Raw genomic sequence first — 24,924 nt, 5'->3', positions numbered from 1 at the left:
CCCTCCGGCGGGCTGCAAATGGCAATTTCTCCTTGTCCGGTGCTCACGTACTTATAGGTACGCTCCGCTCCGGTTGTCGAAATCACCATTTTCGCCTCACCGCAGGGAATTCTTGCGCAGACTGTGAGGCAGATCTCTGCGTTGCCGCTTCTCAGGCAGCCGCTTCCCGGCGTGGGCGCAGCAGAACCAAGCAGGGGCCTTTATATTCGGTGCGGGCGATTTCGAAAAAACCCGCCTTGCGCGCCACCGCAAGCGAGGCGGCATTTTCGGGGTGAACAAGCGCGCTCATATCCATGGCCGGATAATTGCTTTCGCCCCAGCCGATGAGGGCGGCGACCGCCTCGCTGGCATAACCTTTCCCCCAATGGCCGGGCGAAACCATCCAGCCGGTTTCGAGCGTGCCCTCGACGGAGGGGGTAATCGGGCGCATGGCCTCGTGAAAACCGGCTTCGCCGACCAGAAGGCCGCTTGCCTTCTCCTCGATCACCAGAAAACCGAAGCCCATGTGGTGCCACATGCCGGCGCGCTGCATCAGTTTCTGCCAGGCTTCTTCGCGCGTCGCGGGCTTGCCGCCAACATAACGCGCCACCGCCGGATCGGCCCAGAGGCCAAAGAAGCTCTCGAAGTCATCGACGTGATAGGCGCGAAGCCTCAGGCGGGGTGTTTCGATGGTCGGGATGGGCTTCATGATGTGCATTCCGATTGAACCGTGGCGGGGTTTCCCGTCTTTCTATAAGGCTTGGCATTGCCCTGAACAGCGTGTCTTTTCGAAAATCGCTTGCCAAGGGGCGCGTGGCGTGGTTTGACCGCCGCAATTCCCAACAGATCATTTCGCAGAATTGCGACCAGGACGACCCATGACCGATTCGCTGAAGCCTCATCTCCTCATTGTCGAAGCCCGTTTTTATGACGACATGGCCGACGCGCTGCTCGACGGCGCCACCTCGGCGCTCACCGAAGCCGGTGCGACGTTTGACGTGGTGACGGTTCCGGGTGCGCTTGAAATTCCGCCGGCAATTGCCATGGCGCTCGATGCAGCCGAGCAGGGCGGCGTAAACTACGACGGCTTTGTCGCGCTCGGCATGGTCATCCGCGGCGAAACCTATCATTTCGACATCGTCTCCAACGAATCCTCGCGCGCGCTGATGGATCTTGCCGTGTCGGAATCGCTTGCCATCGGCAATGGCATCATGACCGTTGAAAACGACGAGCAGGCCTGGGTCCGCATCAAGAAGAGCGAAAAGGACAAGGGTGGTTTTGCCGCCCGCGCAGCGCTCACCATGATTGAACTGCGCGAAAAGCTGGGCGCCTGAGCCATGGCGAAGGATCTGCAGCAGCCGGTAAAACCGGCCAACCAGCGTGGCGCGGCGCGGCTTGCCGCCGTGCAGGCGCTTTACCAGATGGATATCGGCGGCACCGGTGTGCTGGAGGTCGTGGCGGAATACGAGACCCATCGTCTCGGCCAGGAGCTTGACGGTGAAACCTATCTGAAGGCCGATCCCTCGTGGTTCCGTTCGATCGTTGCCGGCGTCGTGCGCGACCAGACGAAGATCGATCCGCTGGTGCGCGCCTCGCTTCTCGAAAGCTGGCCGCTGTCGCGTCTCGATTCGACGCTGCGCGCCATCCTGCGCGCCGGCACGTTCGAGATCGTCGAGCGCAAGGATGTGCCGGTCGCGGTCATCGTCACCGAATATGTCGAGATCGCCCAGGCCTTCTTCGACGGTGAAGAACCCAAGATCGTCAATGCGGTTCTCGATCGCATTGCCAAGCAGGTCCGCGTCGAGATCAAGAAGTAGGCGGAAGAACCATGGATCGTGTCGGCGGCGAGGGTCTGGAACGGCAGCTTTCCGCCGCACGGCGCAACGTGTTTCTGCTGGCCGGTGCGCAAGCCGTGCTGGGGGCTGCCGCCCCCTTGTCCATCTCGGTCGGCGCGCTTGCCGGTTACCAGCTTCTGGCCGCCGACAAGTCTCTGGCAACCGCTCCCGTCACTGGTTTCAACGTCGGCACCGCTCTCGGTGCCATCGGTATTGCCCTTGTTTCGCGGTTCCTCGGGCGCCAGGCCGCCTTCATGACCGGCGCACTCGTTGGTGCCACCGGTGGCGTGCTGGCAGCGATTGCGCTTTTCCAGGGTAATTTCTGGCTGTTTGCTTTTGCCCTGATGATGATCGGCATCAGTGGCGGCTTTACCCAGAAAATCCGTTTTGCCGCAGCCGATGCCTCGCCGTCTATGTTCAAGCCCAAGGCCATTTCCTGGATCCTCGGTGCGGGCATTGTCTCCGCCATCATCGGCCCGCAGCTTGCCATCTGGGCAAAGGATGTTTTTGAGCCGGTCACTTTCGCCGGCACGTTTCTCGCCATCCTGCCCTTGAGCCTCATTGCCATCGCCATCCTTGCCTTCCTGAAGCTGCCGCAGCCGGCCAAGGTCACGGCGCAGAGCGGGGCCGCACGGCCGCTGCGCGAGATCATCACCACGCAGCGTTTTGCCACCGGCATGGTCTGCGGCATCGGCACCTATGCGCTGATGACCTTCGTGATGACCGGCGCGCCGCTTGCCATGGTCGTCGGCTGCGGTTTTCCAACGGAACTCGCCACACTCGGCATCCAGTGGCATGTGCTTGCCATGTTCGGCCCGAGCTTCTTTACCGGCATGATCATTGCCCGCCTTGGCGCCGAACGGGTCGTGGCGCTCGGTCTTGTCACGCTGATGGCCTGCGCGGTTATTGCCCATCTCGGCATCGAGCTGTGGAATTTCTGGGGTGCGCTGGTGCTTCTCGGCATTGGCTGGAACTTTGGTTTTATCGGTTCCACCGCCATCATCGCCTCTACCTACCGGCCGCATGAGGCCGACAAGGTGCAGGGTTTTCATGATATCGTGCTGTTCGGCTCTGTGGCGCTGTCGTCGTTTTCCTCCGGCAAGGTGTTCACCTCCTATGGCTGGTCATTCATCAACCTTGCCATCTGGCCGGTCGCCATCCTCTGCTTAGGCCTCATCGGCGCACTGATTCTGCGCCAGAACCGTGCGCAGACCGTTTGATCTGCCTCACATCCTTCAAATACAGACGAAGTTAGGCTGAAGGGCCACCCTTGCCGGGTAAGCCCTTGACGCCATTTCCTCATCGCCGCACTCTTGGGCTCTGGATCACGTCACAGGCTCCTTGGGAGGGGAGGCGCGTGGTTCTCGTCCGGCGCAAATGCTGCGGCCGGTATTTTGGGAGAGGAACATCGTATGACAGTGATAGTGGGTGTGATCGTTTGCGGTCTCCTGTCGATCGCTTATGCAGCCTGGGCGACACGCTCGGTGTTGGCTGCCGATCAGGGTAACGCGCGTATGCAGGAAATTGCCGGCTATATCAGGGAGGGCGCACAGGCCTATCTCACGCGCCAGTATATGACCATCGCCGTCGTCGGCGCGGTGGTGACTGTGGGCACCTGGGCGCTTCTGTCCGGGCTTGCGGCCATCGGCTTCGTCATCGGCGCGGTTCTCTCAGGGGCGGCCGGCTTTATCGGCATGCATGTGTCGGTGCGCGCCAATGTGCGCACGGCGCAGGCCGCCTCGCACAGCCTTGCTGCAGGCCTTGATATCGCCTTCAAGTCCGGTGCCATCACCGGCATGCTGGTGGCTGGCCTCGCGCTTCTCGGCGTCTCCATCTATTACGCCATCCTGGTCCACGGCCTTGGTAATGCGCCGGGCAGCCGGCATGTCATTGATGCGCTGGTTGCGCTCGGCTTCGGCGCCTCGCTCATCTCCATCTTCGCCCGTCTCGGCGGCGGCATCTTCACCAAGGGCGCAGATGTCGGCGGCGATCTTGTCGGCAAGGTCGAGGCCGGCATTCCCGAAGACGATCCGCGCAACCCCGCGACCATCGCCGATAACGTCGGCGACAATGTCGGCGATTGCGCCGGCATGGCGGCAGACCTGTTTGAAACCTATGCGGTCTCGGTCGTTGCCACCATGGTGCTTGCGGCGATCTTCTTTGCCGGCGTGCCGGCCCTTGGCGTCATCATGGTCTATCCGCTCGCCATCTGCGCGGTCTGCATTCTCACCTCGATTGCCGGCACGTTCTTTGTGAAGCTCGGCACCAACGGCTCGATCATGGGCGCGCTCTATAAGGGGCTGATCGCGACAGGCGCGCTGTCGATTGTCGGGCTTGCGGTTGCCACGTCCTTCACCATCGGCTGGGGCTCGATCGGCACGGTCGCCGGCATGGATATCACCGGGGTAAACCTGTTTTTCTGCGGTATCCTCGGCCTCGTGGTGACCGCGCTCATCGTGGTGATTACGGAATATTACACCGGCACCAACAAGCGCCCGGTCAATTCCATCGCCCAGGCTTCTGTCACCGGCCACGGCACCAATGTCATCCAGGGGCTGGCGATCTCGCTTGAATCGACGGCGCTGCCAGCCATCGTCATCGTCGGCGGCATCATCACCACCTACCAGCTCGGCGGCCTCTTCGGCACCGGCATTGCCGTCACCACCATGCTCGGCCTTGCCGGCATGATCGTCGCACTCGATGCCTTCGGCCCGGTCACAGACAATGCAGGCGGCATCGCAGAAATGGCGGGCCTTCCGCCGGAAGTGCGCAAGTCCACCGATGCGCTGGATGCGGTCGGCAACACCACCAAGGCGGTCACCAAGGGTTATGCCATCGGGTCTGCCGGTCTTGGCGCGCTCGTGCTGTTTGCTGCCTATTCGAACGATCTGGCTTACTTTGCCGCAAACGGTGCGCAATATCCTTATTTTGCCGATGTCGGCGAAATCTCCTTCAGCCTTGCCAATCCGTATGTCGTGGCCGGCCTCATCTTCGGCGGCCTCATTCCTTACCTCTTCGGCGGCATGGCGATGACGGCCGTCGGGCGGGCGGCAGGCTCCATCGTGGAAGAGGTGCGCGCCCAGTTCCGCAACCATCCAGGCATCATGCTCGGCACCGAAAAGCCGGATTACGGCCGCGCCGTCGATATCCTGACGAAGGCCGCGATCCGGGAGATGATCGTGCCGTCGCTTCTGCCGGTGCTGGCACCTGTCGTCGTCTATTTCGGCGTGTTGCTCATCTCCGGCTCCAAGGCCTCGGCCTTTGCAGCGCTTGGCGCCTCGCTTCTGGGCGTCATCATCAACGGCCTCTTCGTCGCGATCTCCATGACATCGGGCGGCGGCGCCTGGGACAATGCCAAGAAAAGCTTCGAGGACGGTTTTGTTGACAAGGACGGCCATCGCCACATGAAGGGATCGGATGCCCACAAGGCGTCCGTGACAGGCGATACGGTGGGCGACCCCTACAAGGATACGGCAGGGCCTGCCGTTAATCCGGCGATCAAGATCACCAATATCGTCGCACTGCTGCTGCTGGCGGTGCTGGCTGCCTGACCGATAGGACTAACTTTTTGCGAAACGGAAAAGGCCCGCGGCACAAAAATGCCGCGGGCCTTTTCGAATAATCCATCTGCCGCACGGGCAGGGGCTGGAGGCGTCAGTAGCCGCCGGTGGTATTGCCGCCACCCATCATGTTGCGGAAGGTCGAGGCTGCTCCACCGGCACCACCGCCGCCCGAAAGCAGCTGCTGCAGGAAGGTGAGGTCGCGGCCGCCGGTCGGCGTCGTGCGCGAAATCGTGTCGAAGACCTGGCCGTCCTTCAGCGTATAGACCGCGCGACGGGCAACCACGCCCTCCTTGTTGAAGTAGAAGGCGACCACCGTCTGCTCGACGAGCTGCGGCTTCATGAAAGCAACGGGGCGCTCGCGTTTCTGCGAGATGTAATAAAACACTTCGCCGTCGAAGGTCGCGGTCGTGGAGGGTGTGCCCATGGAGAGCAGAACCTGCTCGCGGCTCGAACCTTCCGGTGTCAGGTCCAGCGCGTCCTTGTCCAGCACATAGCCGTTGTGCAGCGTTTCGCCGATCCCTGTCGTGCAGCCGGACAGACCAAGGGTGACGGTGACCGCCACGATCGCAGCCTTGCCGGCCCTATCAAAATGAGACCCAAACACCCGCTTCTTCAACACCCTGTCCTCATGTGTTCCATCCCACCAACCAATCCGACCGTTGCTGCGATAGCATTGTGGCTATTCCGCGAACACCGGCATGTTTCAGTCGGCGAGGGCCTGAAATCCGCCTGCCTCATCGCTGCGACGCCGGAACGGCATTGCAATTCGTGCCTGCTTCGGTAAACCAGCTTTCGTTTCCATGCAACACGGCTGGCTTGACCAGCATCCGCTTTGGCGGCCAAGAAGTGCAGGCTTTCATGATCTTCGGTCTTTTCCGTCAGAAAAATCAAAACCGCGCCATTGTCGATAGGCAATATGCGACCTTGACGGCTGCTGCCCGCATTCCTTTCTTTTATACAGACCTCGATGTGCCTGATACCGTCATGGGCCGCTTCGAGATGCTGTCGGCTGTCATGATCCTGTTTTTCCGCCGCACCGCGAAATCGGGCACCAGCGGTCAGGAACTGGCGCAGGAGATTGTTGATGCGTTTTTCCAGGACATCGACCATTCGATCCGGGAACTGGGCATTGGCGATCAGGCCGTGCCCAAGCGCATGAAAAAACTGGCTGGCATGTTTTACGGCCGGCTGGAAGCTTATGGAAAAGCCATCGAGGCCGGGGATGAACCGGCTTTGTCTGCCGCCCTGCGGCGCAATTTTTATCCGTCTGGCGCTGAAGCCCCGACGATGGACGGTCTCGGACGCTGGATGCTTGAGGCGCAGGAAGCGCTTGCAGCGGTCTCCGAAGACGACATCGCACGCGGCATGCTGATGTTGCCCGAGCCCGGAAAGGGAGAACAGTCATGAATACACCCCTCGACCACAAGGAAAAACCGCCTTTCTCCTATCCGGTAAAGGTCGGCAATATCTCGGCCAATGCCGTCACTGTGCGTGTGGAGGCAGATGAGCGTGAGCGCGAAGCCCTTGCCAAACTCTGGCAGGTGGTCTCGGTCGGTTCGCTGAAGGCAGAGCTGCAGATTGCGCGCTGGAAAAAAGATGGAGTGCGGCTGAAGGGCCGGGTGCAGGCGCATATCGTGCAGGCCTGCGTTGTTTCGCTGGATCCGGTGGAAGCCGATATCGACGAAGAGCTGGAACAGATCTTCGTGCCGGAGGGTTCCAAGCTTGCCCGCATGATCACCGGCGATACCGCTGAAATGGTGCTCGATCCCGATGGACCGGATCTTCCCGAGACCTTTGTCGGCGATACCATCGACGCCGGCGCCGTGGTGGCGGAGTTTGCAGCGCTTGCGATCAATCCCTATCCGCGCAAAGCCGGCCATGAATTCACCGATCATATCGAGGCCGACGAGACGCCCAACGGGGGCAAACCAAACCCCTTTGCGGTGCTCAAGGACTGGAAAACCAAGGAATAGCGTTTGCATTTCCCCAGTAATGAGTTGTATGCGGCGGCAGAAACAGTATTTTGGCCGCGATTTCGCCAAGCGCGGGACAGAAGGATCAGGAACGCGTGATCAGGATATCTCTCGATGCCATGGGTGGCGATTTCGGTCCGCAAGTCGTCATTCCCGGCGCTGCCAAGGCGATGGACCGTCACCCCGATGTGACTTTCCTCATTTTCGGCCAGAAGGCGCTGTGCGAGCCGCTTCTTGCCAAATACCCCAAGCTTGCCGCCAAGACCGTCTTTCATGACTGTGACGTGGCCATCACCATGGACGAAAAGCCAAGCGCTGCGCTGCGGCGCGGTCGCCATGTCTCGTCCATGTGGCGCGCGATCGATGCGGTGAAGACCGGCGACGCCGATGTGGTGGTCTCTGCCGGCAATACCGGCGCGCTGATGGCGATGGCGATGTTTTGCCTGCGCACCATGTCTGGCATCGAACGCCCGGCGATTGCCGGCATCTGGCCGACACTGCGCGGCGAAAGCATTGTTCTCGATATCGGCGCCACCATCGGCGCCGATGCCCGCCAGCTTCTGGATTTCGCCCTGATGGGCGGGGCCATGGCCCGCTCGCTGTTTGAGATCGAGCGCCCGACTGTGGGCCTCCTCAATGTCGGCGTCGAGGAGGTCAAGGGCCAGGAAGACGTGCGCGAGGCGGGCCGCATGATCCGCGAGGCGAACCTGTCGACCATTGCCTATCATGGCTTTGTCGAGGGCAATGATATCGGCCGCGGCGTGGTCGACGTGGTGGTCACCGAAGGGTTTACCGGCAATATCGCGCTGAAGACGGCCGAAGGCACCGCCAAGCAGATGGCCGAGCTTTTGCGCTCTGCCATGTCGCGAACGCTGATGTCGAAGATCGGTTATCTCTTCGCCAAGGGCGCCTTCGACCGCCTGCGCGAGAAAATGGACCCGCGCAAGGTTAATGGCGGGGTCTTCCTCGGGCTGAACGGCATTGTCATCAAGAGCCATGGCGGCACGGATGCGGAAGGTTATGCCTCGGCCATCGACGTCGGCTACGACATGGTGCGCAATCAGCTGAACGACAAGATCCTGCAGGATCTCAAAGATTATCATGCCCGCCACCTGCCGCCGGCAGGTCCGGAAGAAGCGGCGTAAGGAAGCAGGAATGACGCGCATGATCCGATCAGTGGTTCTGGGTTTCGGGGCGGCGCTGCCAAAGCGCCAGGTCACCAACAAGGAACTCGAAAGCCTCGTGGAAACCTCCGATGACTGGATCGTGCAGCGCACGGGCATCCGTCAGCGTTACATTGCCGGCGAGGGGGAAACGACGGCCTCGCTCGGTGAGCAGGCGGCGCGTGCCGCGCTCGACAATGCAGGCCTGACACCTGTCGATATCGACCTCGTCATCGTCGCGACATCGACGCCTGACAACACCTTCCCGGCAACGGCCGTCAACATCCAGAACCGGCTCGGCATGACGCATGGTTATGCATTCGATGTGCAGGCGGTCTGTACGGGCTTCGTTTATGCCATGGCGACGGCCGATGCGCATCTGAAGGCCGGCCTTGCCAAGCGTGCGCTGGTGATCGGCGCTGAAACCTTCTCCCGCATTCTCGACTGGACGGATCGCACCACCTGCGTTCTCTTCGGCGATGGCGCCGGCGCGCTTGTTCTGGAAGCGCAGGAGGCCGAGGGCACCATCGCTGACCGCGGCGTGCTGACCGCGCACCTGCGCTCGGATGGTTCCCACAAGGACAAGCTCTATGTGGATGGCGGCCCGTCCACCACAGGCACGGTCGGCCATCTGCGCATGGAAGGCCGCGAAGTGTTCAAATATGCCGTCGGCATGATCACCGATGTCATCGAGGCGGCATTCACCGCCACCGGCACCACGGCTGACGATCTCGACTGGCTGGTGCCGCACCAGGCCAATCGCCGCATCATCGATGGGTCCGCCAAGAAACTCGGCATTCCCTCCGAAAAGGTTGTGGTGACGGTGGACCTGCACGGCAACACGTCGGCTGCCTCCATTCCACTGGCAATTTCGGTTGCCGCCGCCGACGGGCGGATCAAAAAGGGCGATCTGGTGATGCTGGAAGCCATGGGCGGCGGCTTTACCTGGGGCGCCCTGCTGATTCGCTGGTAATCTCGCGTTTACAAGTGCTTGACCCGAAAGACCAAGGGACATAGAGTTTGCACTCGTTAGAAATCGAACGTTGACGGGCGGGGTCCATGGCCGGCAAGACAGTGACACGCGCAGACTTGGCGGAATCGGTATTTCGCAAGGTTGGCCTTTCGCGAACCGAGTCGGCCGAGCTTGTCGAAACGGTCATCGACGAAATCTGCAACGCCATCGTGCGCGGCGAAATGGTCAAGCTTTCTTCTTTTGCCACCTTCCAGGTGCGCTCCAAGAATGAGCGCATCGGCCGCAACCCGAAAACGGGCGAAGAGGTTCCGATCTCGCCGCGTCGGGTGATGACGTTCAAGGCCTCCAACGTGCTGAAACAGCGTATCTTGAAGTCGCACCTGCAGCGCAAGGCCAAGACCAAACCGGCCAACCCTGCCACCTGAAGTTGCCCGGATGGTACTTCCGTCCGCATGGCGTGGCACGGCCAGCCAGTTAGCTGTTCATTCTCTCTCAAACCGCTTGAGTTCGACGCCGCAAACCGTTGAAATACGGTCTATCGAATACCCGTGACGTCGCGTTGAGTCGCAGACTGTTGGAGATGAAGACGTGGACAAGAGCCCGGACGCCTTTCGCACCATCAGCGAAGTTGCCGACGACCTCGACCTGCCGCAGCACGTGCTTCGTTTCTGGGAAACCCGGTTTCCGCAGATCAAGCCGATGAAGCGCGGCGGCGGCCGGCGTTATTATCGCCCCGAGGATGTCGATCTCCTCAAGGGCATCCGCCACCTGCTTTACGATCATGGCTACACGATCAAGGGCGTGCAGAAACTGCTGCGCACCAACGGCAACAAGTTCGTCTCGGCCATCGCATCCGGCGATCTCGCCACCATGGAAGCCATCATGGCCGCCAATGCCGACCGGCCGGCCGAACCCAAGGTGGCAAACCCCGAGGACGACCAGATCGTCGGTCGCCCCAAGGCGAAGCCCAGCGGCCGCTTTTTCGGCTTCGGCGGCGGTTCTGAAGATGACGGGCTGGAAGTCTCGCTCGGCAAAAGCTCGATTGCCAAGGAAGACCGCGCGCTTCTGCAGGAGGCGCTCTTCGACCTCCTGGAGTGCAAGCGCCTGCTCGATCAGGTTCGCTGATTCTCTTTTATTGTTTTTCTGTGCGGGGGAGGGCTCGGCGCGTGCGCGCGCTGGTGGCGCTTGCAGGTGCGCGCCGGTTATCCGATGCAGCGAAACAGCCTGCTATGTGGCCTCGTACGCTTCAACACCCAAACCGGTGCTTGCGACTTCAAGTCTTCATAATCGTGGGAAAGAGTGAACCGGCATCTGGGGGATGCGGCGGTTCGGATTTTAAATGGTCGGGGCGGCCGGATTTGAACCGACGACCCCTTGACCCCCAGTCAAGTGCGCTACCGGGCTGCGCTACGCCCCGACCCGCTTCTTTCGAAGCACGCCCTCATTACTGACTTGCCGCGCAGGGTGCAAGAACAAATTGGCGTGCTGTGGAAAGAATGCCTATCGAAACATCGGCGTGCGGGTGGCATTCATCAGAAGCTCCTGTTCGGAGGCAAACGGACCGAGCAGCTTCAGGAGACGGTTTTCTTCGCGGGCATCCAGCCGGTAACGTCGCGCAAATTCGCTGACGTTCCAGACTTTTTTGAAACCGGACTTTTCCGTCGTCTGCTGGTCGATATGTTTGCTCATCTGCCACCCTCTTTTTTGAAAGCGCGTAAGGCTTTCTTTTATTCCCCGTCAGATTGTATATCCGAATATAGACATGTTCGCAAACGGGGTTTCATTGATCGACGTCAATTCTGTTCCACTTTGACGCCGTTTCCAGTGATGCTCATCTCGACGCCCTTTGGCTTCGTTTCTTCGCGGATGACGTAAACGCCAAGAGCAGCGACTGCGATGACGAGGGCGCCGATGACGAAATAAAGGCTGTTGCTGCGGGCCATGAAAATTCCTTTGCGTGATTGCGCCCGACAACGACGCAAGGGCGATTTTGTTCCCGGGGATTTCAGTGATTGTTGGCTGCACACAACAGGAGAAGCGGCCCGCGTGGGCGGGCAGGGCGCGCACCGGCGGGACAGTCGCATCACTGTGCGATCAGGGGGCTGTCATAAAAGCGTCAGGCTGTGTGGGGGCGGCCGGGACCGGGGGTGTCAGCCGTCGTTGTCGGCATTGAGGTTTTCCGGCCGCATGCCTTCGTCCGAGGACGCATGGCGCAGGCGGATCCCTGGGCCGACACCGGGATCGTCTTCACCGGCCGCGAGAAACACGATGCCGCGGTTTTCAAGGCACTGGCGCAGGCGTTCGGCACCGGCGGTTCCGCCGCGCTCGATCGTCTCGATCTCGTCACTGGAAAGTCCGCTCTCTGCTGCCAGTTCTTCCACCGAAAGACCGATCATGGCGCGTGCGGCGCGAATTTGTTCTGCTGTCATCATACGGGAAAAAGTGGCACAGGTCGCGGTGATGTCAAGGCATGGGCTTTGCGCGAGTGCTGCGACGATGCCGCTGTTCCAGCGCAAAACAGCCCCAGATCACGCCGAACAGCAGGTAGACATGGCGCCAGTGATCGAGATCGATGACATTGCCGATCAGTGCATGGCCGGCGAGCACGATCCAGGCGATCATCAGATACGGTTGCCAGGGGCGATCGCGCAGCAAGGCACGAAAGCCGATGGCAAGCGTCGACCAGATCAGCAGAATGTACGACACGAACCCGAGCCAGCCATAGGTGGTGAGCGACTTCAGCCAGATATTGTGCTCGTCCTCGCCGAACATTTTTCCGAGCACCATCGGCCCGAGCCCCAGCGGTCGCTCCATCGCCATCAGGAAACCGATCTTGTGGCGCTCGAAGCGGCCGAGCCGCGCGCCGTCATAATCCTGCACCAGCTTGGCGCGGTTGAGAAAAAGGTCGGAGACCTTTTTCGACTGCATGGCGCCGCCAAGCGCCAGCATCAACAGAACAAGGGCGGCAAGCGTCAGCATGAAGATTTTCAGGCGAAAGGCCGCCGTGCGTTCCTTCAGCAGCATCACGACGACGAGCGCCAAGGCTGAAAACAGGTAAAGCCCCCAGGCGGCACGGGAAAACGACAGGAAGATGCCAAGCGTCAGCACCAGAAGCCCTGCAAGGGCAAGCGGGGCTGCCGCAAGCGGTCCGCTGAGCAGCCGGTACATCAGGTAAAGTGCCGGCGCCACCAGATAGGGACCAAAAACGTTCGGATCCTGGAAGGCGCCCTTGGCCCGGTCGTAAAGCGTAAAGACCTCGGCACCGGGAAAGGCGTGGAAATAACCGAGAATGCCCAGCAGCGCCGTGATCACCGCAGCCGCCACCCAGGCCCCAAAAATCAGGCCCAGCCGGCGATGGTCATCCTCAATGATGGCGGCATAAAACACGGAGGTGAGTGCCAGGAACAGCGAGACCGCCATATACATCGGCGCGCCGGAGAGATCCGCCATGACAGTCAGCGACAGCAAGCCACCGACGTTAAACAGCAGGAGCAGGATGAGAAGCGGCCCGACGGCGCGGGAAATCTTCAGGCCCAGCAGGAAAAACACGCCGATCTGCGCCGCCAGCATCAGCTCATAGGGCGCCGGTTCGGAAATGACGAAGCCGGAGAGAAACACACCGACCGCCACCATAGCCGAGCCCATCAGCCGCAGCGCTGCCCTTTGCGGGTGGAACGGCTGTTGTGCGGCAAGCGTGCTCAATAGGCATTCTCCGTGTTGAGCAGCCGGATGGGGGTGAGGAACAGGATCTTCAGATCGAGCAGCAGCGACCAGTTCTCGATATAATCGAGATCGAAGGCGGTGCGGGCGCGGATTTTGTCGTCGCTGTCGAGTTCGCCGCGCAAGCCGTTGATCTGTGCCCAGCCGGTCACGCCGGGCTTGACGCGGTGGCGGGCAAAATAACTCTCCACCACATCGACATACCGCCGGTCACCGGTCTGGGCATGCACCGCATGCGGGCGCGGGCCGACAAGCGAAAGCTCGCCGCGCAGCACGTTGAAGAACTGCGGTAGTTCATCCAGCGAGGATTTGCGCAGGAAGCGGCCAACGGGGGTGACGCGCGGATCGTTTTTCGTCACGGCGCGCTTGGCCGTGGGATCGGACAGTTCCGTATACATCGAGCGGAACTTCAGGACGTGGATCACCTCGTTGTTGAAGCCGTGACGCTTCTGCACGAAAAGAACCGGGCCTTTCGAGGTCGTCTTCACCGCAATGGCCGCCGCCAGCATGATTGGCCAGGCAAGGGCAAGCGCCAGCAGGGAAAAACCGATATCGAAAATCCGCTTGGCGACCTGGTCCCAGTCGCGGATCGGCTTGTCGAAAATATCGAGCATCGGCACGCTGCCAACGTGCGAATAGGCGCGCGGGCGAAACCGCAGCTGGCTGGCATGGGCGGCAAGGCGGATATCCACCGGCAGAACCCAGAGCGTGCGCACCAGCTGCAATATGCGCTCCTCGGCCGTTGCCGGCAGCGCGATGATCAGCATGTCGATGCGGGCAAGGCGGGCAAATTCCACCAGTTCGGCAAAGGTGCCGAGTTTTGGATAACCAGCCACCACATCGGGCGAGCGGGCATCGCCGCGATCGTCAAAGATGCCGCAGATGCGGATATCGTTGTCCGCCTGCCGCTCCAGCGCCCGCACGAGATCGCGGGCGGGCTTGCCACCGCCGACGATCACGGCGCGCCGCTCCATCGTGCCATTGCGCGCCCAGTGGCGGATACCGAAGGCCGTCAGGTATCGGGTTGCCATGAGAAGCACGGCGCCCACTATGGCCCAGACCAGCAGCGTCGACGGCGGGAAGGTGAGGTCGTGCAACAGATGCATGGCGACGACCTGCGCCAGAAAGCCAAGCCCCCAGGCCACCACCACACGCCGCGCCATGCGGGCGGGCGCCCGAAGCGACGGGATCAGATAGGCATCCGCCATCTGCAGCAGAAGGACGGTGAGCGTGGATGAGGCCGTGGTGACGAGGAAATAGACGGGGAACGCGCTGTTCTCGGCAAAGCCATACAGGAAACCGATGCCGAGGCCGAGGACCAGCAGGAGAAGCAGTTCGAGAAGCCGGAACTGGCCAATCAGCAGGGCAGGCGCCATGGTCTGGTGGCGAAACTGCTCGGCGATCTCACGCGCAAACGGATTGAGTTCGACAGGTGCGGAAGGGGTGTTGGTGACCGCTGCGGCTTCCGTGTCTGCCCCTGCAGGCGTCTCCATCGAAGGCGGGGAGGAAACCCGTTGGCGCAGCGCCTCCACGTTCAACTCATCCTGCTGTGCCGGCCCGCTCATCGTCTCTGATCCCGCCCGTCGCTGGCTTAAGGGCAAACACCGGCCCTTGCGCGTTGATGCGAGCAATATCAGCAAGATGCTAAGAAAGGTTTGCGCCGGTTATGCGCCCGGGCGCTGTGCCGTCAGCTCGCGGTAGAGCGCCAGCATGTCGCCCGCCATCACGCTTGCGGAAAATTTTGCGCGAAATGCATGCGGTTTCGGCATGACCCGTTCTTGCCATTTTGCATCCGTCATCGATTCGACCATGCGGGCGGCAAGATCATCCGCATCGCCCGGGGTGGCAAGCGCTGCACTGTCGGTCCCCATCACCTCGGGAATGCCGCCGACGCGGGTGGCGATCAGCGGCTTTTCGGCTGAGAGAACCTCCAGCACGATATAAGGCATGGCTTCGGCGCGCGAGGGCACAACAACGGTGCGGGCCAGCGCAAAGGCGTCCGTTGCCGGCATGGCATCCAGCATACGGATACGCCGGCCAAGGCCGAGTTCGGTAATTTTCTCACGGTAACGATCGCGGTCCGGGCCGTCGCCCACCATCACTGCCGTGAGCGGCCGTTGCAGCGCGCGCTCAGTGCGGGCAAAGGCGTCGAAAAACACGTCGGGACCCTTCAGGTCGCGCATCATGCCGATATAGAGAAAATCGGCAGCATCCGGCGCAAGCGGAACCGGTTTGAACTCCCGGTCCCGGATTCCGTTATAAATCACCCGCGCCGGCGGTCTCGGTGTACCGACCTTTTCCGCATAGGTGCGTCTTTCATAATCGCAGACGAAGACCAGATTGTCGGTCAGCCGTTCCTGCAATCGCTCGAGGCGCAGCACCACCTGGCCGGACAGTTTTTTCCGGTCATAATGCAGGCTGCCGCCATGCGGCGAATAGAGGCGGGCTACGCAATACCTGTTCACCCGCAGCAATGAGCCGATCAGCCTTGCGACAACGCCACCCTTGGCGCCGTGACCGTGCAAGACATCCGGCCGCAAACTTTTGATATGACTGTAACTTCTGTAGAGCGCCGCGAGATCCGATGGGCTGATCGAGCGGCGTATGGGAAGGCGCGTCAGGCCCAGCGAAAGCTTGGGCAGGATCGTCTCGAACAGTTTTTCCTCATGCGCCCCGCCCGTCGAGCTGTCGCAGAGAATACCGACCTCGTGGCCGGCGGCATGATGTTCCTCTACGAGATCGCGCACGTGCCGGAAGATGCCGCCAACCGGCGAGCGAAAGCAGTGAATGATCCGAAGAGGCTGATCCGCATCCATGTTCAGAACAGCCGTTCGCGTACGTAAAGCGTATCGCCAGCCAGAACCGGGCTTGAAATCGTGGTGCGGCCTGTCAGCACTTCTCCGTTGATCTTGCGGGTCACATCCACATCGCGCTGGTTGCCGCGCGGGGTAAAGCCGCCGGCAATGGCAATGGCATTTTGCGCCGTCATGCCGGGTACATAGGCATATTGTCCGGGGCGGCCCACTTCACCCATCACGAAGACGGGACGGTAGCGGTCCACTTCGATGGTCACATCGGGATCGCGCAGATATCCCTTCTTCAGTTTGGCGGCGAGTGCCCCCTCAAGCGCTGCGATGGTCTGGCCACGCGCCGGCACCTGCCCGACAAGCGGGAAAGAGATATAACCGGCCTGATCGACCGTATAGGTGTTGGAGAGGCTCGGCTGTTCGAATACGGCCACCCGCAACCGGTCTCCGCTGTCCAGCCGGTAGGGCTGGATGGTCGCCTCGTGAAAGGCCTTTGGCGCCGGCGCATAGGACGAGCAACTGGCAAGGCCTGCCGAAATGCAGGCTGCAAGAGCCATGGTCAGAACAGGTCTTGGTCGTGCGAACCACATTTCGCGCGAAACTCCGGCTGGGAAAAAGCAAGTGTCATCCTTATCCGCTGATCATGGTTAATGGCCGGTAAAGAGGCTGTGCAGGTTTTGGGCATGTGTCGATAAAGCGTCAGCCCCCACGAACATTCAGGCTCTCTCATTAACGGTCGGGTTACCATGTTCGCCTAGTTTCTGACCCACGAGATACAAGAGGAGTGGGCGATGTCCGGCATGGGCGCCAATCAGGATGCGGATATCGACATCGGGCAATTGTTCGGTGCCGTGTGGGAGCGGCGGCGGCGTATTCTCACCACTACGGCGCTGGTGGCCGTGTTTGCCTTTGCCGGCGCAAGCCTGATGACGCCCGCCTACAAGGCCGAAACGCGTGTCCTCATCGAGGCCCGCGGCAGCGGCACTGGCGAGCCGGCGCAGGGCGCCAATGAGCCGGTGCTCGACCAGTTCAACATCGCAAGCCAGGTGCAACTGCTGCAATCGGCCGATCTCATTCGCCAGGTCGCCAGCGACCTCGACCTGTCTTCCCGAAAAGAGTTCGATCCGGAAGCTGCAGCACTCCTGCCGGATTTTCTGGTGCTGCTCGGCCTCAAGCAGAACCCGCTGGACCTGCCGGCCGAAGACCGGGTCCTCAAGGCATTTCGCGAAAAGCTGCAGGTCTATCCGCTCGAGGGCTCACGCGTCATCGCGGTGGAATTCAGCTCGGCAGATCCGAAGCTTTCAGCCGAGATCCCTAATCGCATGGCGGATGCCTACCTTTCCATGCAGAGCAAATCCAAACGCGACACGCTGTCTGAGGCGGCGGGCTGGCTGGAGCCGGAGATTGCTGCGCTGCGGACAAGGGTGGCGGAGGCCGAACGCAAGGTGGCCGATTACCGCAGTTCCGCCGGGCTTTTCCAGTCGGGCGACAATACCAGCTTTTCGGCCCAGCAGCTGAGCGGCATGTCGAGCGAGCTTGCCCGCGTGCGCGGCGAGAGGGCGAATGCCGAGGCACGGGCACAGAATGTGCGCGCCGCTCTCGAAAAGGGCAGCGGTTACGATACGATGGGTGACATTGTCGGCTCGGCGATGATCCAGAGGCTGAAGGAAAACCAGTCGCTGGTGGAGGGCGAGATTTCGCAGGCCTCCATCACGCTTCTGGAAGGCCATCCGCGCCTGAAGGCGCTTCGGGCGCAGCTGTCCGGCATCCGCCGGCAGATCGAGACCGAAAGCCGCAAGATCCTTGCAAGCATTGAAAGCGAGGCATCGGTGGCGCGCCTGCGTGAACAGCAGCTGATGCAGCAGCTGGGCGGATTGAAGGCCGATTCGGCCCGCGCCGGCGAGGAGGAAGTGGGGCTTCGCGTGCTCCAACGGGAGGCAGCCGCCGAACGCCAGTTGCTGGAAACCTATCTGGCGCGCTACCGCGAGGCGGCGTCACGCGTCGAGGGCAATGCCATGCCGGCCGATGCGCGTATCGTTTCCACGGCCATCGAACCGGCCGAACCGTATTTCCCGAAGGTCATTCCGATCACCATCGTTCTGGTGCTGGCAAGTCTCATCCTGCAGGCCGTCGGCTTGATCGTCGTGGCGCTGTTTTCCGGGCGTGGCCTTCGCCCCGCAGGCGAGCGCGTATCTGTCGAGCCGCAGCCGGTATCGCAGCCTGCCGCTCTGCCCGACGCCGGTGCCGTTGCAGCGGCCGAGCGGCGTACGGAACTCTTGAACCCGCAAGGGCCGCTGCCGGGCCTCGCCCCCGTGCGGGATTATCTGATGCGGCGTGGCGATGCGGTGGCGATCATCGTTTCGCCTGAAGGAGACGACGGTTCGACGGCCACCGTCATCCTGGCGCGTGAGCTGGCCGGCCAGCGCCGTTCCGTCGTGCTGCTCGATCTCTCGGGCACTGCCTGTCCAACCCGCCTGATGGCGCAGACGCAGCAACTGGCTGGCATTACCGATCTTCTCTGCGGTGCAACGACGTTCGGCGAAACCATTCACCCGGACCGGCTGTCCAGCGCCCATATCGTTCCCAAAGGCCAGGCCGATCCGGCAGACGCCATGCGCGGTGCCGACCGGCTCAGCATAATCATCGATGCGCTCGCCGGCGCCTATGAGATCGTGCTGGTGGAATGCGGGGCGACCGAGACAGACAATCTCGACCGCCTGATGCGCGCCCATCAGGCGCAGATCGTTCTTTCTATGGGTGGCGCTTCAGCTGAAAGGATTGAGCAGGCGAAGGTGCAATATGAGAAAGCCGGTTATCCCGATGCGCTTATCATGACGGCCGACCTCTCCGGTTATCTGCCCCCGCGGGGCCGCCAGACAGCGGCCTGATCGGCCAATATCATTCCTCAGCGGATGGCCGCTTCCGGCCGGCGCGCAGGCGCTGCACCAGCCGGTAAAGTTTCGGCTGGTGCTTGAGGCGCGTCTTCAGGCGCACGAGACCCGCATAGACATGGGTGGCAATCCGTCCCTTCGGCGTCAGCGGAATGAGGATATCGAACAGCGGTGTCTCCATCGGGCACCAGCTGCGTTTATAACCCTGGTCACCGACGCCGAAATCAAACAGCTTGATGCCCTCCACCCCTGCCTTCTCGATCATCAGCCAGTAAAGAAGCTCGCCGGGACTTGCCTCCGGCACGCGCACGCTATCGATGGAGCCGAACTGGCAGATCAGGTGATCGCCCTTGCGCGACATGCCGGAAATGCCGACCACCGGTTTGCCCGGCTCGCCCGAGAGGCGGATCGCATGCAGGAAAAGCGGCTGGTCATGTCCGTCCGCGGGCACATCGAGCAGAGTATGGAAGAAATCGCGCACTTCCTTTCGCCCAAACGCATCGGGCAGGCCATGCGCCTTAAATCGCGCCCGCTTCTGGGCAAAAAAGGTTTCCAGCAGCGCATGGCGCTCTTCGCGCGTCTGCGGAATGTAATGTTCGTAACCGCCGGCCTCTTCCATGCGCCGCACCTGGACACGGAATTTCTTGCGCCGGCGTTTGGCGTTCAGCTGCCCAATCGTCTTTTCGAACGTATCGAGGATCGGCAGCTGGAAGGAGTGATTCTGATGGGCAACGGCGGTGAGGCCGGCAAAGGGGTGACGCAGGCCCCGCCAGACCAACGCCACCGTATCCATCACCACCAGATCGACGCGGTTCTTCAGGCAGGCCGCCAGCTTCTGGCAAAACAGCGCCTGTTCTTCCGCCGTCAGCGCAAAATCGTGTGAAAACAGGCCGCTGTTCAGGTTGTTATGGCCACGCGCCGGCGGATAGGCGGTGCGGATGCCGGCGCGGTGCTCGATCTCAAGCGGCAGGATCATCACGGTACGGCCATCGATCCGGCCCTCGACAACTGCAAGGTCCGGCTTGTGGCTGTCCACCCAGGCCTTGCACCAGTCATAACCCTGATGCAGGGAATTGCGCGGCAGTGCCTGCAATTGCCGCCACACCGGCTCTAGTGCGGCCATGTCGGGGACAACGAAAAGCTCCATCCTGTCCATCGCAAGGGCCGGTGCCGCCGGCTTGTCTGACCGTTCGAGGGAGCGATCTCCGGTTTGCGCGCGCGCGTCTCGCACAATGTCCTGTACCTGCATTCGTCGACACCCTTCCAGCCTGCTGTCCTCAAACATCCGGGACAGCCTAGCGGCGTGGTCGAAACAAGACAGTTAATCACACTGGTTTGACGCGCCCATCCGTTACGTGTGGTTAATATAAGGTGTCACTGATGGATCGGGGTTAGCTTCGCGGGTGCGGGCCGGCCATCCATTTGATGATCAGCATGGCCGGCAGGATCCACAACAGCCCGCTCAGAAGGAAATAGAGCAGATGCACCCACCACGGCGAGGTGGCGAGCGTCAGCGAAGCAATCGTGGTGGCCAGCAGCGCATAGGTCAGCACCAGAATGATGATGAGGATCGTGCCGATGAACTTCTTGAGCCGCAGGGGCATCGTTATCCTCCCGAAATCGCAACAGTCTGCAAGGCCGCGACGGCATGCCGCAAACCCTGAGGGCTTGTTTTGCACGGGCGCCTCGGGCAAATCAACGCAAAGCAGACATTGTTGATAAATGTCAGGAGAGCAAATGGTGATCTTGGATCAGACGAGCCTTGGCGGCGCCCATGCCCGCGTGGCGGAAAATCGCACTTTGCTGCGGCGCTGGCTGCAGGTCGTGCTGTTCACGCTCTTCTGTCTCGTGCTGGTCGGCGGTGCCACACGGCTCACCGATTCGGGCCTGTCGATTACCGAATGGAAGCCGATCCATGGCGTCATTCCGCCGCTCTCCGTTGCCGAATGGGAAGAGGAACTCGATCTCTACCGCAAGATCCCGCAATATCAGCAGATCAATCGCGGCATGTCGCTGGATGAGTTCAAGACGATCTTCTGGTGGGAATGGGCGCACCGGCTGCTGGCGCGCGCCATCGGCCTCGTATTTGCTCTGCCGCTCGCTTATTTCTGGCTGACCGGCCGCGTCGAGCGTCGCCTGCGCTGGCCGCTGGTCGGGCTTCTGGCACTCGGCGGCTTCCAGGGGTTTATCGGCTGGTGGATGGTCTCGTCTGGCCTCACGCAACGGGTCGATGTCTCGCAGTACCGGCTGGCGACGCATCTCACCATCGCCTGCCTGATCTTTGCCGCCTCTACCTTCATCATGCGCGGTCTCACACCGCAGAAGGTCGATGTGCCGCCGACGTCCCGCTCGCATCTGGCAGCTGCCGGCCTTGCCTTCCTCGTGCTATTCCAGATCTATCTCGGCGCGCTGGTGGCGGGTCTCGATGCCGGCTTTTCCTACAATACCTGGCCGCTGATGGATGGCGCGCTGGTGCCGGGAGACCTGTTCACCCATACGCCGGCGTGGATCAACCTGTTTGAAAACCCGAAGACGGTGCAGTTCGTCCACCGCTGCGGCGCCTATCTGCTTTTGACGCTGACCTTCATTCACATGATCGTCTCGGTCAACAAGACGCCGGGCAGCACGCATGCCAAGGGCGCCATGATGCTGTTCGGCCTCGTCTGCGGCCAGGCGGTGATCGGCATCGTCACGCTCTTGACGCATGTGCCGATCGAGGCGGGGCTTCTGCACCAGGCAGGGGGCCTTGTGGTGCTCGCCTATGCCATCAGCCACTGGCGCGGTTTTTATGGCGAGTTTCCGCGTGACGAAGCCGTGTCCGCACGCGGATAAATCCTAGCCGAAGCGGTAGCCGGAATAGGGCTTGCCGAGATACGTCGCGGTGAAAATGCGCGCGCCCCGGTCGTTGCCGGCAGCTCCTGCTGCCACAAACAGCGGCACCAGATGGTCATGGTCGGGCACATGGCAGGCCCGCGCATCGGGATTGTCCTGCCAGGTTGCCAGCCGCTCGGCCCGGGCCGCTGGATCGGCATCGGAAACCACATCGGCCAGCCAGTCGTCGAAACGCACCGCCTCGGCCACATGCTCGGCATCTGCCTTCCGAAACTTTGGCATGTTGTGATAGGTCATGCCGGACGCGATGATCAGCACGTCTTCATCGCGCAGCGGTTCCAGCGCCTTGCCGATCGTCACATGGCTTTCCACGTCCAGCGTGTTTTTCAGCGACATCATGGTGATCGGCACATCCGCATCCGGATAGATCAGCATGAAGGGAATAAAGACACCGTGGTCGAAGCCGCGTGTGTCATCTTCCGCTGAGGCAATGCCCGCGTCCGACAGAAGCTCCCGGGCGCGTGCCGCAAGCGCCAGCGAGTTTTCGGCCGGGTAAGACAGTTCGTAGGTGTGCGGCGGGAAATTGTAATAGTCGAACAGCATCGGCGGTTTTGGCGCGGTGCTGAGCGTCGGCACCGGTTCCTTTTCCCAATGGCCGGAGACGACGAGAACCGCTTTCGGACGCCGGCCGATCTCGCCATCGAGCCCGCGCAGGAAAGCGCCAAGCGCGTCCCAGGGGCCCTTGCCCTCGCTATCCCTTGGGAACTCCATGAAGGGCCAGGGGCCGCCGCCATGGGGGATGAAATAGACGGGAAACCGGGTCTGCGGCATGAGTGTGCTCTCTGATTGTTGAGCCATCATAACAACAGTCGATTGTTCACACTATCGTCCGAACAATAAACAGATTGTTACGCAATCAGTGAACGAATGAAGCCGGCGACGGTCGTGCGCTCGCGGATGTTCTCGGCTGCATCCGCGCTTTCCGGCGGGCGCAACGACCAGGCGGTCGAGAGCATGGCATGCGCGCCGGCATAACGCAGCACCGTGAGCGGGCTGCAGCCCAGAACCGGGGCGAGGGCCTCCGCCAATCGCACCACGCGGGCCGGTTCGAACAGATGAGCACCACCGGGATTGCCGAAGATATTGGCTACCTCATAGGCGGGATCGCCGATCAGGCCCTGTGGGTCTATGACGCGCCATGTGCCGCGTGCGTCCATCATGACATTGTCGTGGTGCAGATCGCCGTGCAGGGGGATCTGCCGCGTCTGGCGGCCAAGCAGGTCGCGCGCCTCCGCTGCCGCCCAGATGGCCATTTCCCGGTGCGGGCCGTCCCGTTCCGCCAGTTCGAACAGGCAGCGGAAGTGCTGCTCCAGCGTTATCAGGTGCGGGGGCGGTGTCCGGTCAGACGGCGCGTGCAGGAGCGGCAAAAGCTGGCACAGGATCGGCGTGGCCGCCGCATCGCCCTCCATCCTGTGCAGGTCGGCGAGGCTGATCGCGCCGGCATCTTCGAGAAGGCAGGCATCGTCCGCCTGCTCCAGCAGTCGCACGGCACCCTGGCCGTCGCGCCAGGCGAGATAGGCAAAGCCGGCGCGTTCGCGAAGGCCCTCCGGCTTCAGAAGCTTGAGGATGGCGTCGCTGCCATCGGCGCGCGCCACGCGGTAGAGGCGGCTGGAATGCGTATCGGCGAGAGGGCGCGGTGCGCTTAGCTTCCAGCGGTCCAGCAGATCAGGTCGCAGCAGCGGATCATCTGACTGGGGCCTATCGTCCATGCTCACAGGGCCGCCGGCGGCCGGTGGCAGACGGCCTCGACATTGTGGCCGTCGGGATCAAGCACGAAGGCGGCATAATAGTTCGGATGGTAATGCGGGCGCAGCCCCGGAGCACCGTTGCAGGTTCCACCGGCCGAAAGGGCCGCCTGATGAAAGGCGTCGACAGAGGCCCTATCAGGCGCAGCGAGGGCAATATGCAGGCTGCCCTTGGTGCGGCCGCCATTGCCGATCCAGAGCGACGGCTTGCCCGCCACGCCATAACCAAAACCTTCATAACCGCCGGTCTCCTCGGCCGTCACCGCCATTTGGCAGGCGGCACCGAGCGTCGGCATGACGGCGTCGTAGAAGGCGCGGGAGCGGGCAAGGTCTGCCACCGAAAGACCGATGTGATCCAGCATGCGGCATCCTCCTCCTTGCGTGAATGCTCAGGCCGAGAGCATCAGGTCCATGTTCTGCACGGCAGCGCCAGACGCGCCCTTGCCGAGATTGTCGAGCACAGCCACGAGGTTCGCATGCGCGCCACCGGGCGTGCCGAACACGTAAAGTTTCATTGTGTCGCGGCCCACCAGTTCTTCAGCATCGACGCGCGGCAGTTTTACGCTGTCCTCAAGCGGCACCACGCTCACCACAGATTGCCCGGCATAATGCGAGACGAGGGCGGCATGGATCGTCTCCAGCGTCGTGCCCTCAGCCAGATGGTCGAGGAACAGCGGCACCTGCACGATCATGCCTTGGGCAAACCGGCCAACGGAAGGGGCAAACAACGGTGCGCGATCGAGCTTCCCATGCACGGTCATCTCCGGCACGTGCTTGTGCTTCAGCGGCAGGCCGTAGAGAAAATTGTTCGCCGCCAGATGCTCGGGATGGTTCTGGTCTTCCATCTGCGCGATCAACTGTTTGCCGCCGCCGGTATAACCGGAGACCGCATTGACCGAGACCGGATAGCCGTTAGGCAGGATGCCAGCTTCGCGGAGCGGCCGGATGAGGGCGATGGCGCCGGTCGGATAACAGCCGGGATTAGCAACTGAGCGTGCCGAGCGGATCTTGTCGCCCTGCGCTGCATCCATTTCGGCAAAGCCATAGGCCCAGTCCTCGGCAACGCGATAGGCCGTCGAGGTGTCGATGATGCGCACATTGTTGTTGCCGGAGAGCATCGACACGGCCTCTTTCGAGGCCTCGTCGGGCAGGCACAGAATGGCGATGTCGGCGCTGTTCAGCAGCTCTTCGCGGAGCGCCGCATTGCGCCGCTCGGCCTCGGGGATCGAGAGCAGCGTCACATCGCGGCGGTCGGCCATGCGGGTGCGGATCTGCAGCCCCGTGGTGCCGTGTTCGCCATCGATGAAGATTTTCGCGCTCATTGTATCTACCCGTGAAATCAGTGCGTTGGAAGAAGAACCGGATTCAGTTTACCTGGCCCTT

The 24,924-nt window shown here is 61.7% G+C and carries 27 protein-coding genes and 1 tRNA gene; 12 read left to right on the top strand and 16 right to left on the bottom strand.

What is annotated here, in order from left to right; all coding sequences use genetic code 11:
- Nucleotides 1-151: 151 nt before the first annotated feature.
- Nucleotides 152-688 (bottom strand): GNAT family N-acetyltransferase, encoded by a 537-nt coding sequence (locus tag AC4CWF_RS11850; RefSeq protein WP_491281859.1) that lies wholly within the window; start codon nucleotides 686-688, stop codon nucleotides 152-154.
- A 169-nt stretch (nucleotides 689-857) separates the two neighbouring features.
- On the opposite strand from AC4CWF_RS11850, the gene ribH reads away from it, so the two are divergent.
- The 4 genes from ribH (at nucleotide 858) to AC4CWF_RS11830 (ending at nucleotide 5,365) form a co-directional block, all read left to right on the top strand.
- Nucleotides 858-1,313 carry a 6,7-dimethyl-8-ribityllumazine synthase gene (gene ribH / locus AC4CWF_RS11845; RefSeq protein WP_491281858.1) on the top strand — a complete coding sequence of 152 codons (456 nt, stop codon included), beginning with the start codon at nucleotides 858-860 and terminating at the stop codon, nucleotides 1,311-1,313.
- A 3-nt stretch (nucleotides 1,314-1,316) separates the two neighbouring features.
- Nucleotides 1,317-1,796, top strand: coding sequence for a transcription antitermination factor NusB (gene nusB, locus AC4CWF_RS11840; RefSeq protein ID WP_491281857.1), 480 nt, complete (start codon nucleotides 1,317-1,319; stop codon nucleotides 1,794-1,796).
- A gap of 11 nt (nucleotides 1,797-1,807) precedes the next feature.
- Nucleotides 1,808-3,034, top strand: a complete 1,227-nt coding sequence (locus AC4CWF_RS11835; protein WP_491281856.1) for an MFS transporter — start codon at nucleotides 1,808-1,810, stop codon at nucleotides 3,032-3,034.
- A 192-nt stretch (nucleotides 3,035-3,226) separates the two neighbouring features.
- Entirely contained in the window at nucleotides 3,227-5,365 is a 2,139-nt protein-coding gene (locus tag AC4CWF_RS11830; protein ID WP_491281855.1) for a sodium-translocating pyrophosphatase, read from the top strand.
- Nucleotides 5,366-5,468: 103 nt separating this feature from the next.
- Here AC4CWF_RS11830 and AC4CWF_RS11825 read toward each other — a convergent pair whose 3' ends face one another.
- A complete protein-coding gene (locus AC4CWF_RS11825; RefSeq protein ID WP_491281854.1) occupies nucleotides 5,469-5,993 on the bottom strand; it encodes an outer membrane protein assembly factor BamE in 525 nt (174 codons plus the stop codon).
- Between the two features lie 242 nt (nucleotides 5,994-6,235).
- On the opposite strand from AC4CWF_RS11825, the gene AC4CWF_RS11820 reads away from it, so the two are divergent.
- The 6 genes from AC4CWF_RS11820 (at nucleotide 6,236) to AC4CWF_RS11795 (ending at nucleotide 10,611) form a co-directional block, all read left to right on the top strand.
- Complete coding sequence (locus AC4CWF_RS11820) at nucleotides 6,236-6,784, top strand: ubiquinol-cytochrome C chaperone family protein (RefSeq protein WP_491281853.1); 549 nt, start codon at nucleotides 6,236-6,238, stop codon at nucleotides 6,782-6,784.
- Entirely contained in the window at nucleotides 6,781-7,350 is a 570-nt protein-coding gene (locus tag AC4CWF_RS11815) for a YceD family protein (protein ID WP_491281852.1), read from the top strand. The genes AC4CWF_RS11820 and AC4CWF_RS11815 overlap by 4 nt, the downstream gene beginning before the upstream one ends.
- Nucleotides 7,351-7,445: 95 nt before the next feature.
- Nucleotides 7,446-8,495 carry a phosphate acyltransferase PlsX gene (gene plsX, locus AC4CWF_RS11810; protein ID WP_491281851.1) on the top strand — a complete coding sequence of 350 codons (1,050 nt, stop codon included), beginning with the start codon at nucleotides 7,446-7,448 and terminating at the stop codon, nucleotides 8,493-8,495.
- Between the two features lie 19 nt (nucleotides 8,496-8,514).
- A complete protein-coding gene (locus AC4CWF_RS11805; protein WP_491285368.1) occupies nucleotides 8,515-9,486 on the top strand; it encodes a beta-ketoacyl-ACP synthase III in 972 nt (323 codons plus the stop codon).
- Between the two features lie 86 nt (nucleotides 9,487-9,572).
- Complete coding sequence (locus tag AC4CWF_RS11800; protein ID WP_491281850.1) at nucleotides 9,573-9,911, top strand: integration host factor subunit alpha; 339 nt, start codon at nucleotides 9,573-9,575, stop codon at nucleotides 9,909-9,911.
- Between the two features lie 163 nt (nucleotides 9,912-10,074).
- Nucleotides 10,075-10,611: a MerR family transcriptional regulator gene (locus AC4CWF_RS11795; protein ID WP_491281849.1), complete on the top strand. Its 537-nt coding sequence runs from the start codon at nucleotides 10,075-10,077 to the stop codon at nucleotides 10,609-10,611.
- 215 nt (nucleotides 10,612-10,826) lie between these two features.
- Here AC4CWF_RS11795 and AC4CWF_RS11790 read toward each other — a convergent pair.
- The 8 genes from AC4CWF_RS11790 to AC4CWF_RS11755 all read right to left on the bottom strand — a co-directional run bounded on the left by AC4CWF_RS11790 (nucleotide 10,827) and on the right by AC4CWF_RS11755 (nucleotide 16,603).
- Nucleotides 10,827-10,903: transfer RNA gene (locus AC4CWF_RS11790), tRNA-Pro, on the bottom strand.
- Between the two features lie 83 nt (nucleotides 10,904-10,986).
- On the bottom strand, nucleotides 10,987-11,175 hold the full coding sequence (locus AC4CWF_RS11785) for a hypothetical protein (RefSeq protein ID WP_491281848.1): 189 nt from the start codon (nucleotides 11,173-11,175) through the stop codon (nucleotides 10,987-10,989).
- 104 nt (nucleotides 11,176-11,279) lie between these two features.
- Complete coding sequence (locus AC4CWF_RS11780) at nucleotides 11,280-11,429, bottom strand: hypothetical protein (RefSeq protein ID WP_491281847.1); 150 nt, start codon at nucleotides 11,427-11,429, stop codon at nucleotides 11,280-11,282.
- Nucleotides 11,430-11,636: 207 nt separating this feature from the next.
- Nucleotides 11,637-11,918: a helix-turn-helix domain-containing protein gene (locus tag AC4CWF_RS11775; RefSeq protein ID WP_491281846.1), complete on the bottom strand. Its 282-nt coding sequence runs from the start codon at nucleotides 11,916-11,918 to the stop codon at nucleotides 11,637-11,639.
- 31 nt (nucleotides 11,919-11,949) lie between these two features.
- Complete coding sequence (locus AC4CWF_RS11770) at nucleotides 11,950-13,188, bottom strand: O-antigen ligase family protein (RefSeq protein ID WP_491281845.1); 1,239 nt, start codon at nucleotides 13,186-13,188, stop codon at nucleotides 11,950-11,952.
- Nucleotides 13,185-14,582 (bottom strand): undecaprenyl-phosphate glucose phosphotransferase, encoded by a 1,398-nt coding sequence (locus tag AC4CWF_RS11765; RefSeq protein ID WP_491285366.1) that lies wholly within the window; start codon nucleotides 14,580-14,582, stop codon nucleotides 13,185-13,187. The genes AC4CWF_RS11770 and AC4CWF_RS11765 overlap by 4 nt, the downstream gene beginning before the upstream one ends.
- 288 nt (nucleotides 14,583-14,870) lie before the next feature.
- Complete coding sequence (locus AC4CWF_RS11760) at nucleotides 14,871-16,022, bottom strand: glycosyltransferase family 4 protein (RefSeq protein WP_491281844.1); 1,152 nt, start codon at nucleotides 16,020-16,022, stop codon at nucleotides 14,871-14,873.
- Nucleotides 16,023-16,024: 2 nt separating this feature from the next.
- Nucleotides 16,025-16,603, bottom strand: coding sequence for a polysaccharide biosynthesis/export family protein (locus AC4CWF_RS11755; protein WP_491281843.1), 579 nt, complete (start codon nucleotides 16,601-16,603; stop codon nucleotides 16,025-16,027).
- Nucleotides 16,604-16,804: 201 nt separating this feature from the next.
- Here AC4CWF_RS11755 and AC4CWF_RS11750 point away from each other — a divergent pair, with 201 nt between their 5' ends.
- Entirely contained in the window at nucleotides 16,805-18,901 is a 2,097-nt protein-coding gene (locus AC4CWF_RS11750) for a GumC family protein (RefSeq protein ID WP_491281842.1), read from the top strand.
- A 10-nt stretch (nucleotides 18,902-18,911) separates the two neighbouring features.
- Here the strand turns inward: AC4CWF_RS11750 and AC4CWF_RS11745 are convergent, their stop codons facing one another.
- Complete coding sequence (locus AC4CWF_RS11745; protein WP_491281841.1) at nucleotides 18,912-20,153, bottom strand: GNAT family N-acetyltransferase; 1,242 nt, start codon at nucleotides 20,151-20,153, stop codon at nucleotides 18,912-18,914.
- A gap of 142 nt (nucleotides 20,154-20,295) precedes the next feature.
- The gene (locus AC4CWF_RS11740; protein ID WP_491281840.1) at nucleotides 20,296-20,508 is read right to left on the bottom strand and encodes a DUF2842 domain-containing protein; all 213 of its coding nucleotides are present in this window, start codon (nucleotides 20,506-20,508) and stop codon (nucleotides 20,296-20,298) included.
- Between the two features lie 133 nt (nucleotides 20,509-20,641).
- Between AC4CWF_RS11740 and AC4CWF_RS11735 the strand changes: the two genes are divergently transcribed.
- Nucleotides 20,642-21,736 carry a COX15/CtaA family protein gene (locus tag AC4CWF_RS11735; RefSeq protein WP_491281839.1) on the top strand — a complete coding sequence of 365 codons (1,095 nt, stop codon included), beginning with the start codon at nucleotides 20,642-20,644 and terminating at the stop codon, nucleotides 21,734-21,736.
- 3 nt (nucleotides 21,737-21,739) lie between these two features.
- On the opposite strand, the gene AC4CWF_RS11730 is transcribed toward AC4CWF_RS11735, so the two are convergent.
- The 4 genes from AC4CWF_RS11730 to argC form a co-directional block, all read right to left on the bottom strand.
- On the bottom strand, nucleotides 21,740-22,567 hold the full coding sequence (locus AC4CWF_RS11730) for a DODA-type extradiol aromatic ring-opening family dioxygenase (protein WP_491281838.1): 828 nt from the start codon (nucleotides 22,565-22,567) through the stop codon (nucleotides 21,740-21,742).
- 77 nt (nucleotides 22,568-22,644) lie between these two features.
- The gene (locus AC4CWF_RS11725) at nucleotides 22,645-23,505 is read right to left on the bottom strand and encodes an aminoglycoside phosphotransferase family protein (protein WP_491281837.1); all 861 of its coding nucleotides are present in this window, start codon (nucleotides 23,503-23,505) and stop codon (nucleotides 22,645-22,647) included.
- A 2-nt stretch (nucleotides 23,506-23,507) separates the two neighbouring features.
- Nucleotides 23,508-23,903 carry a VOC family protein gene (locus tag AC4CWF_RS11720; RefSeq protein WP_491281836.1) on the bottom strand — a complete coding sequence of 132 codons (396 nt, stop codon included), beginning with the start codon at nucleotides 23,901-23,903 and terminating at the stop codon, nucleotides 23,508-23,510.
- 27 nt (nucleotides 23,904-23,930) lie between these two features.
- Nucleotides 23,931-24,863: an N-acetyl-gamma-glutamyl-phosphate reductase gene (gene argC, locus AC4CWF_RS11715; RefSeq protein ID WP_491281835.1), complete on the bottom strand. Its 933-nt coding sequence runs from the start codon at nucleotides 24,861-24,863 to the stop codon at nucleotides 23,931-23,933.
- Nucleotides 24,864-24,924 lie beyond the last annotated feature (61 nt).

It is taken from the genome of Neorhizobium sp. PAMB6630 (assembly GCF_058242775.1).
This window is presented reverse-complemented; position numbering and strand designations above follow the sequence as displayed.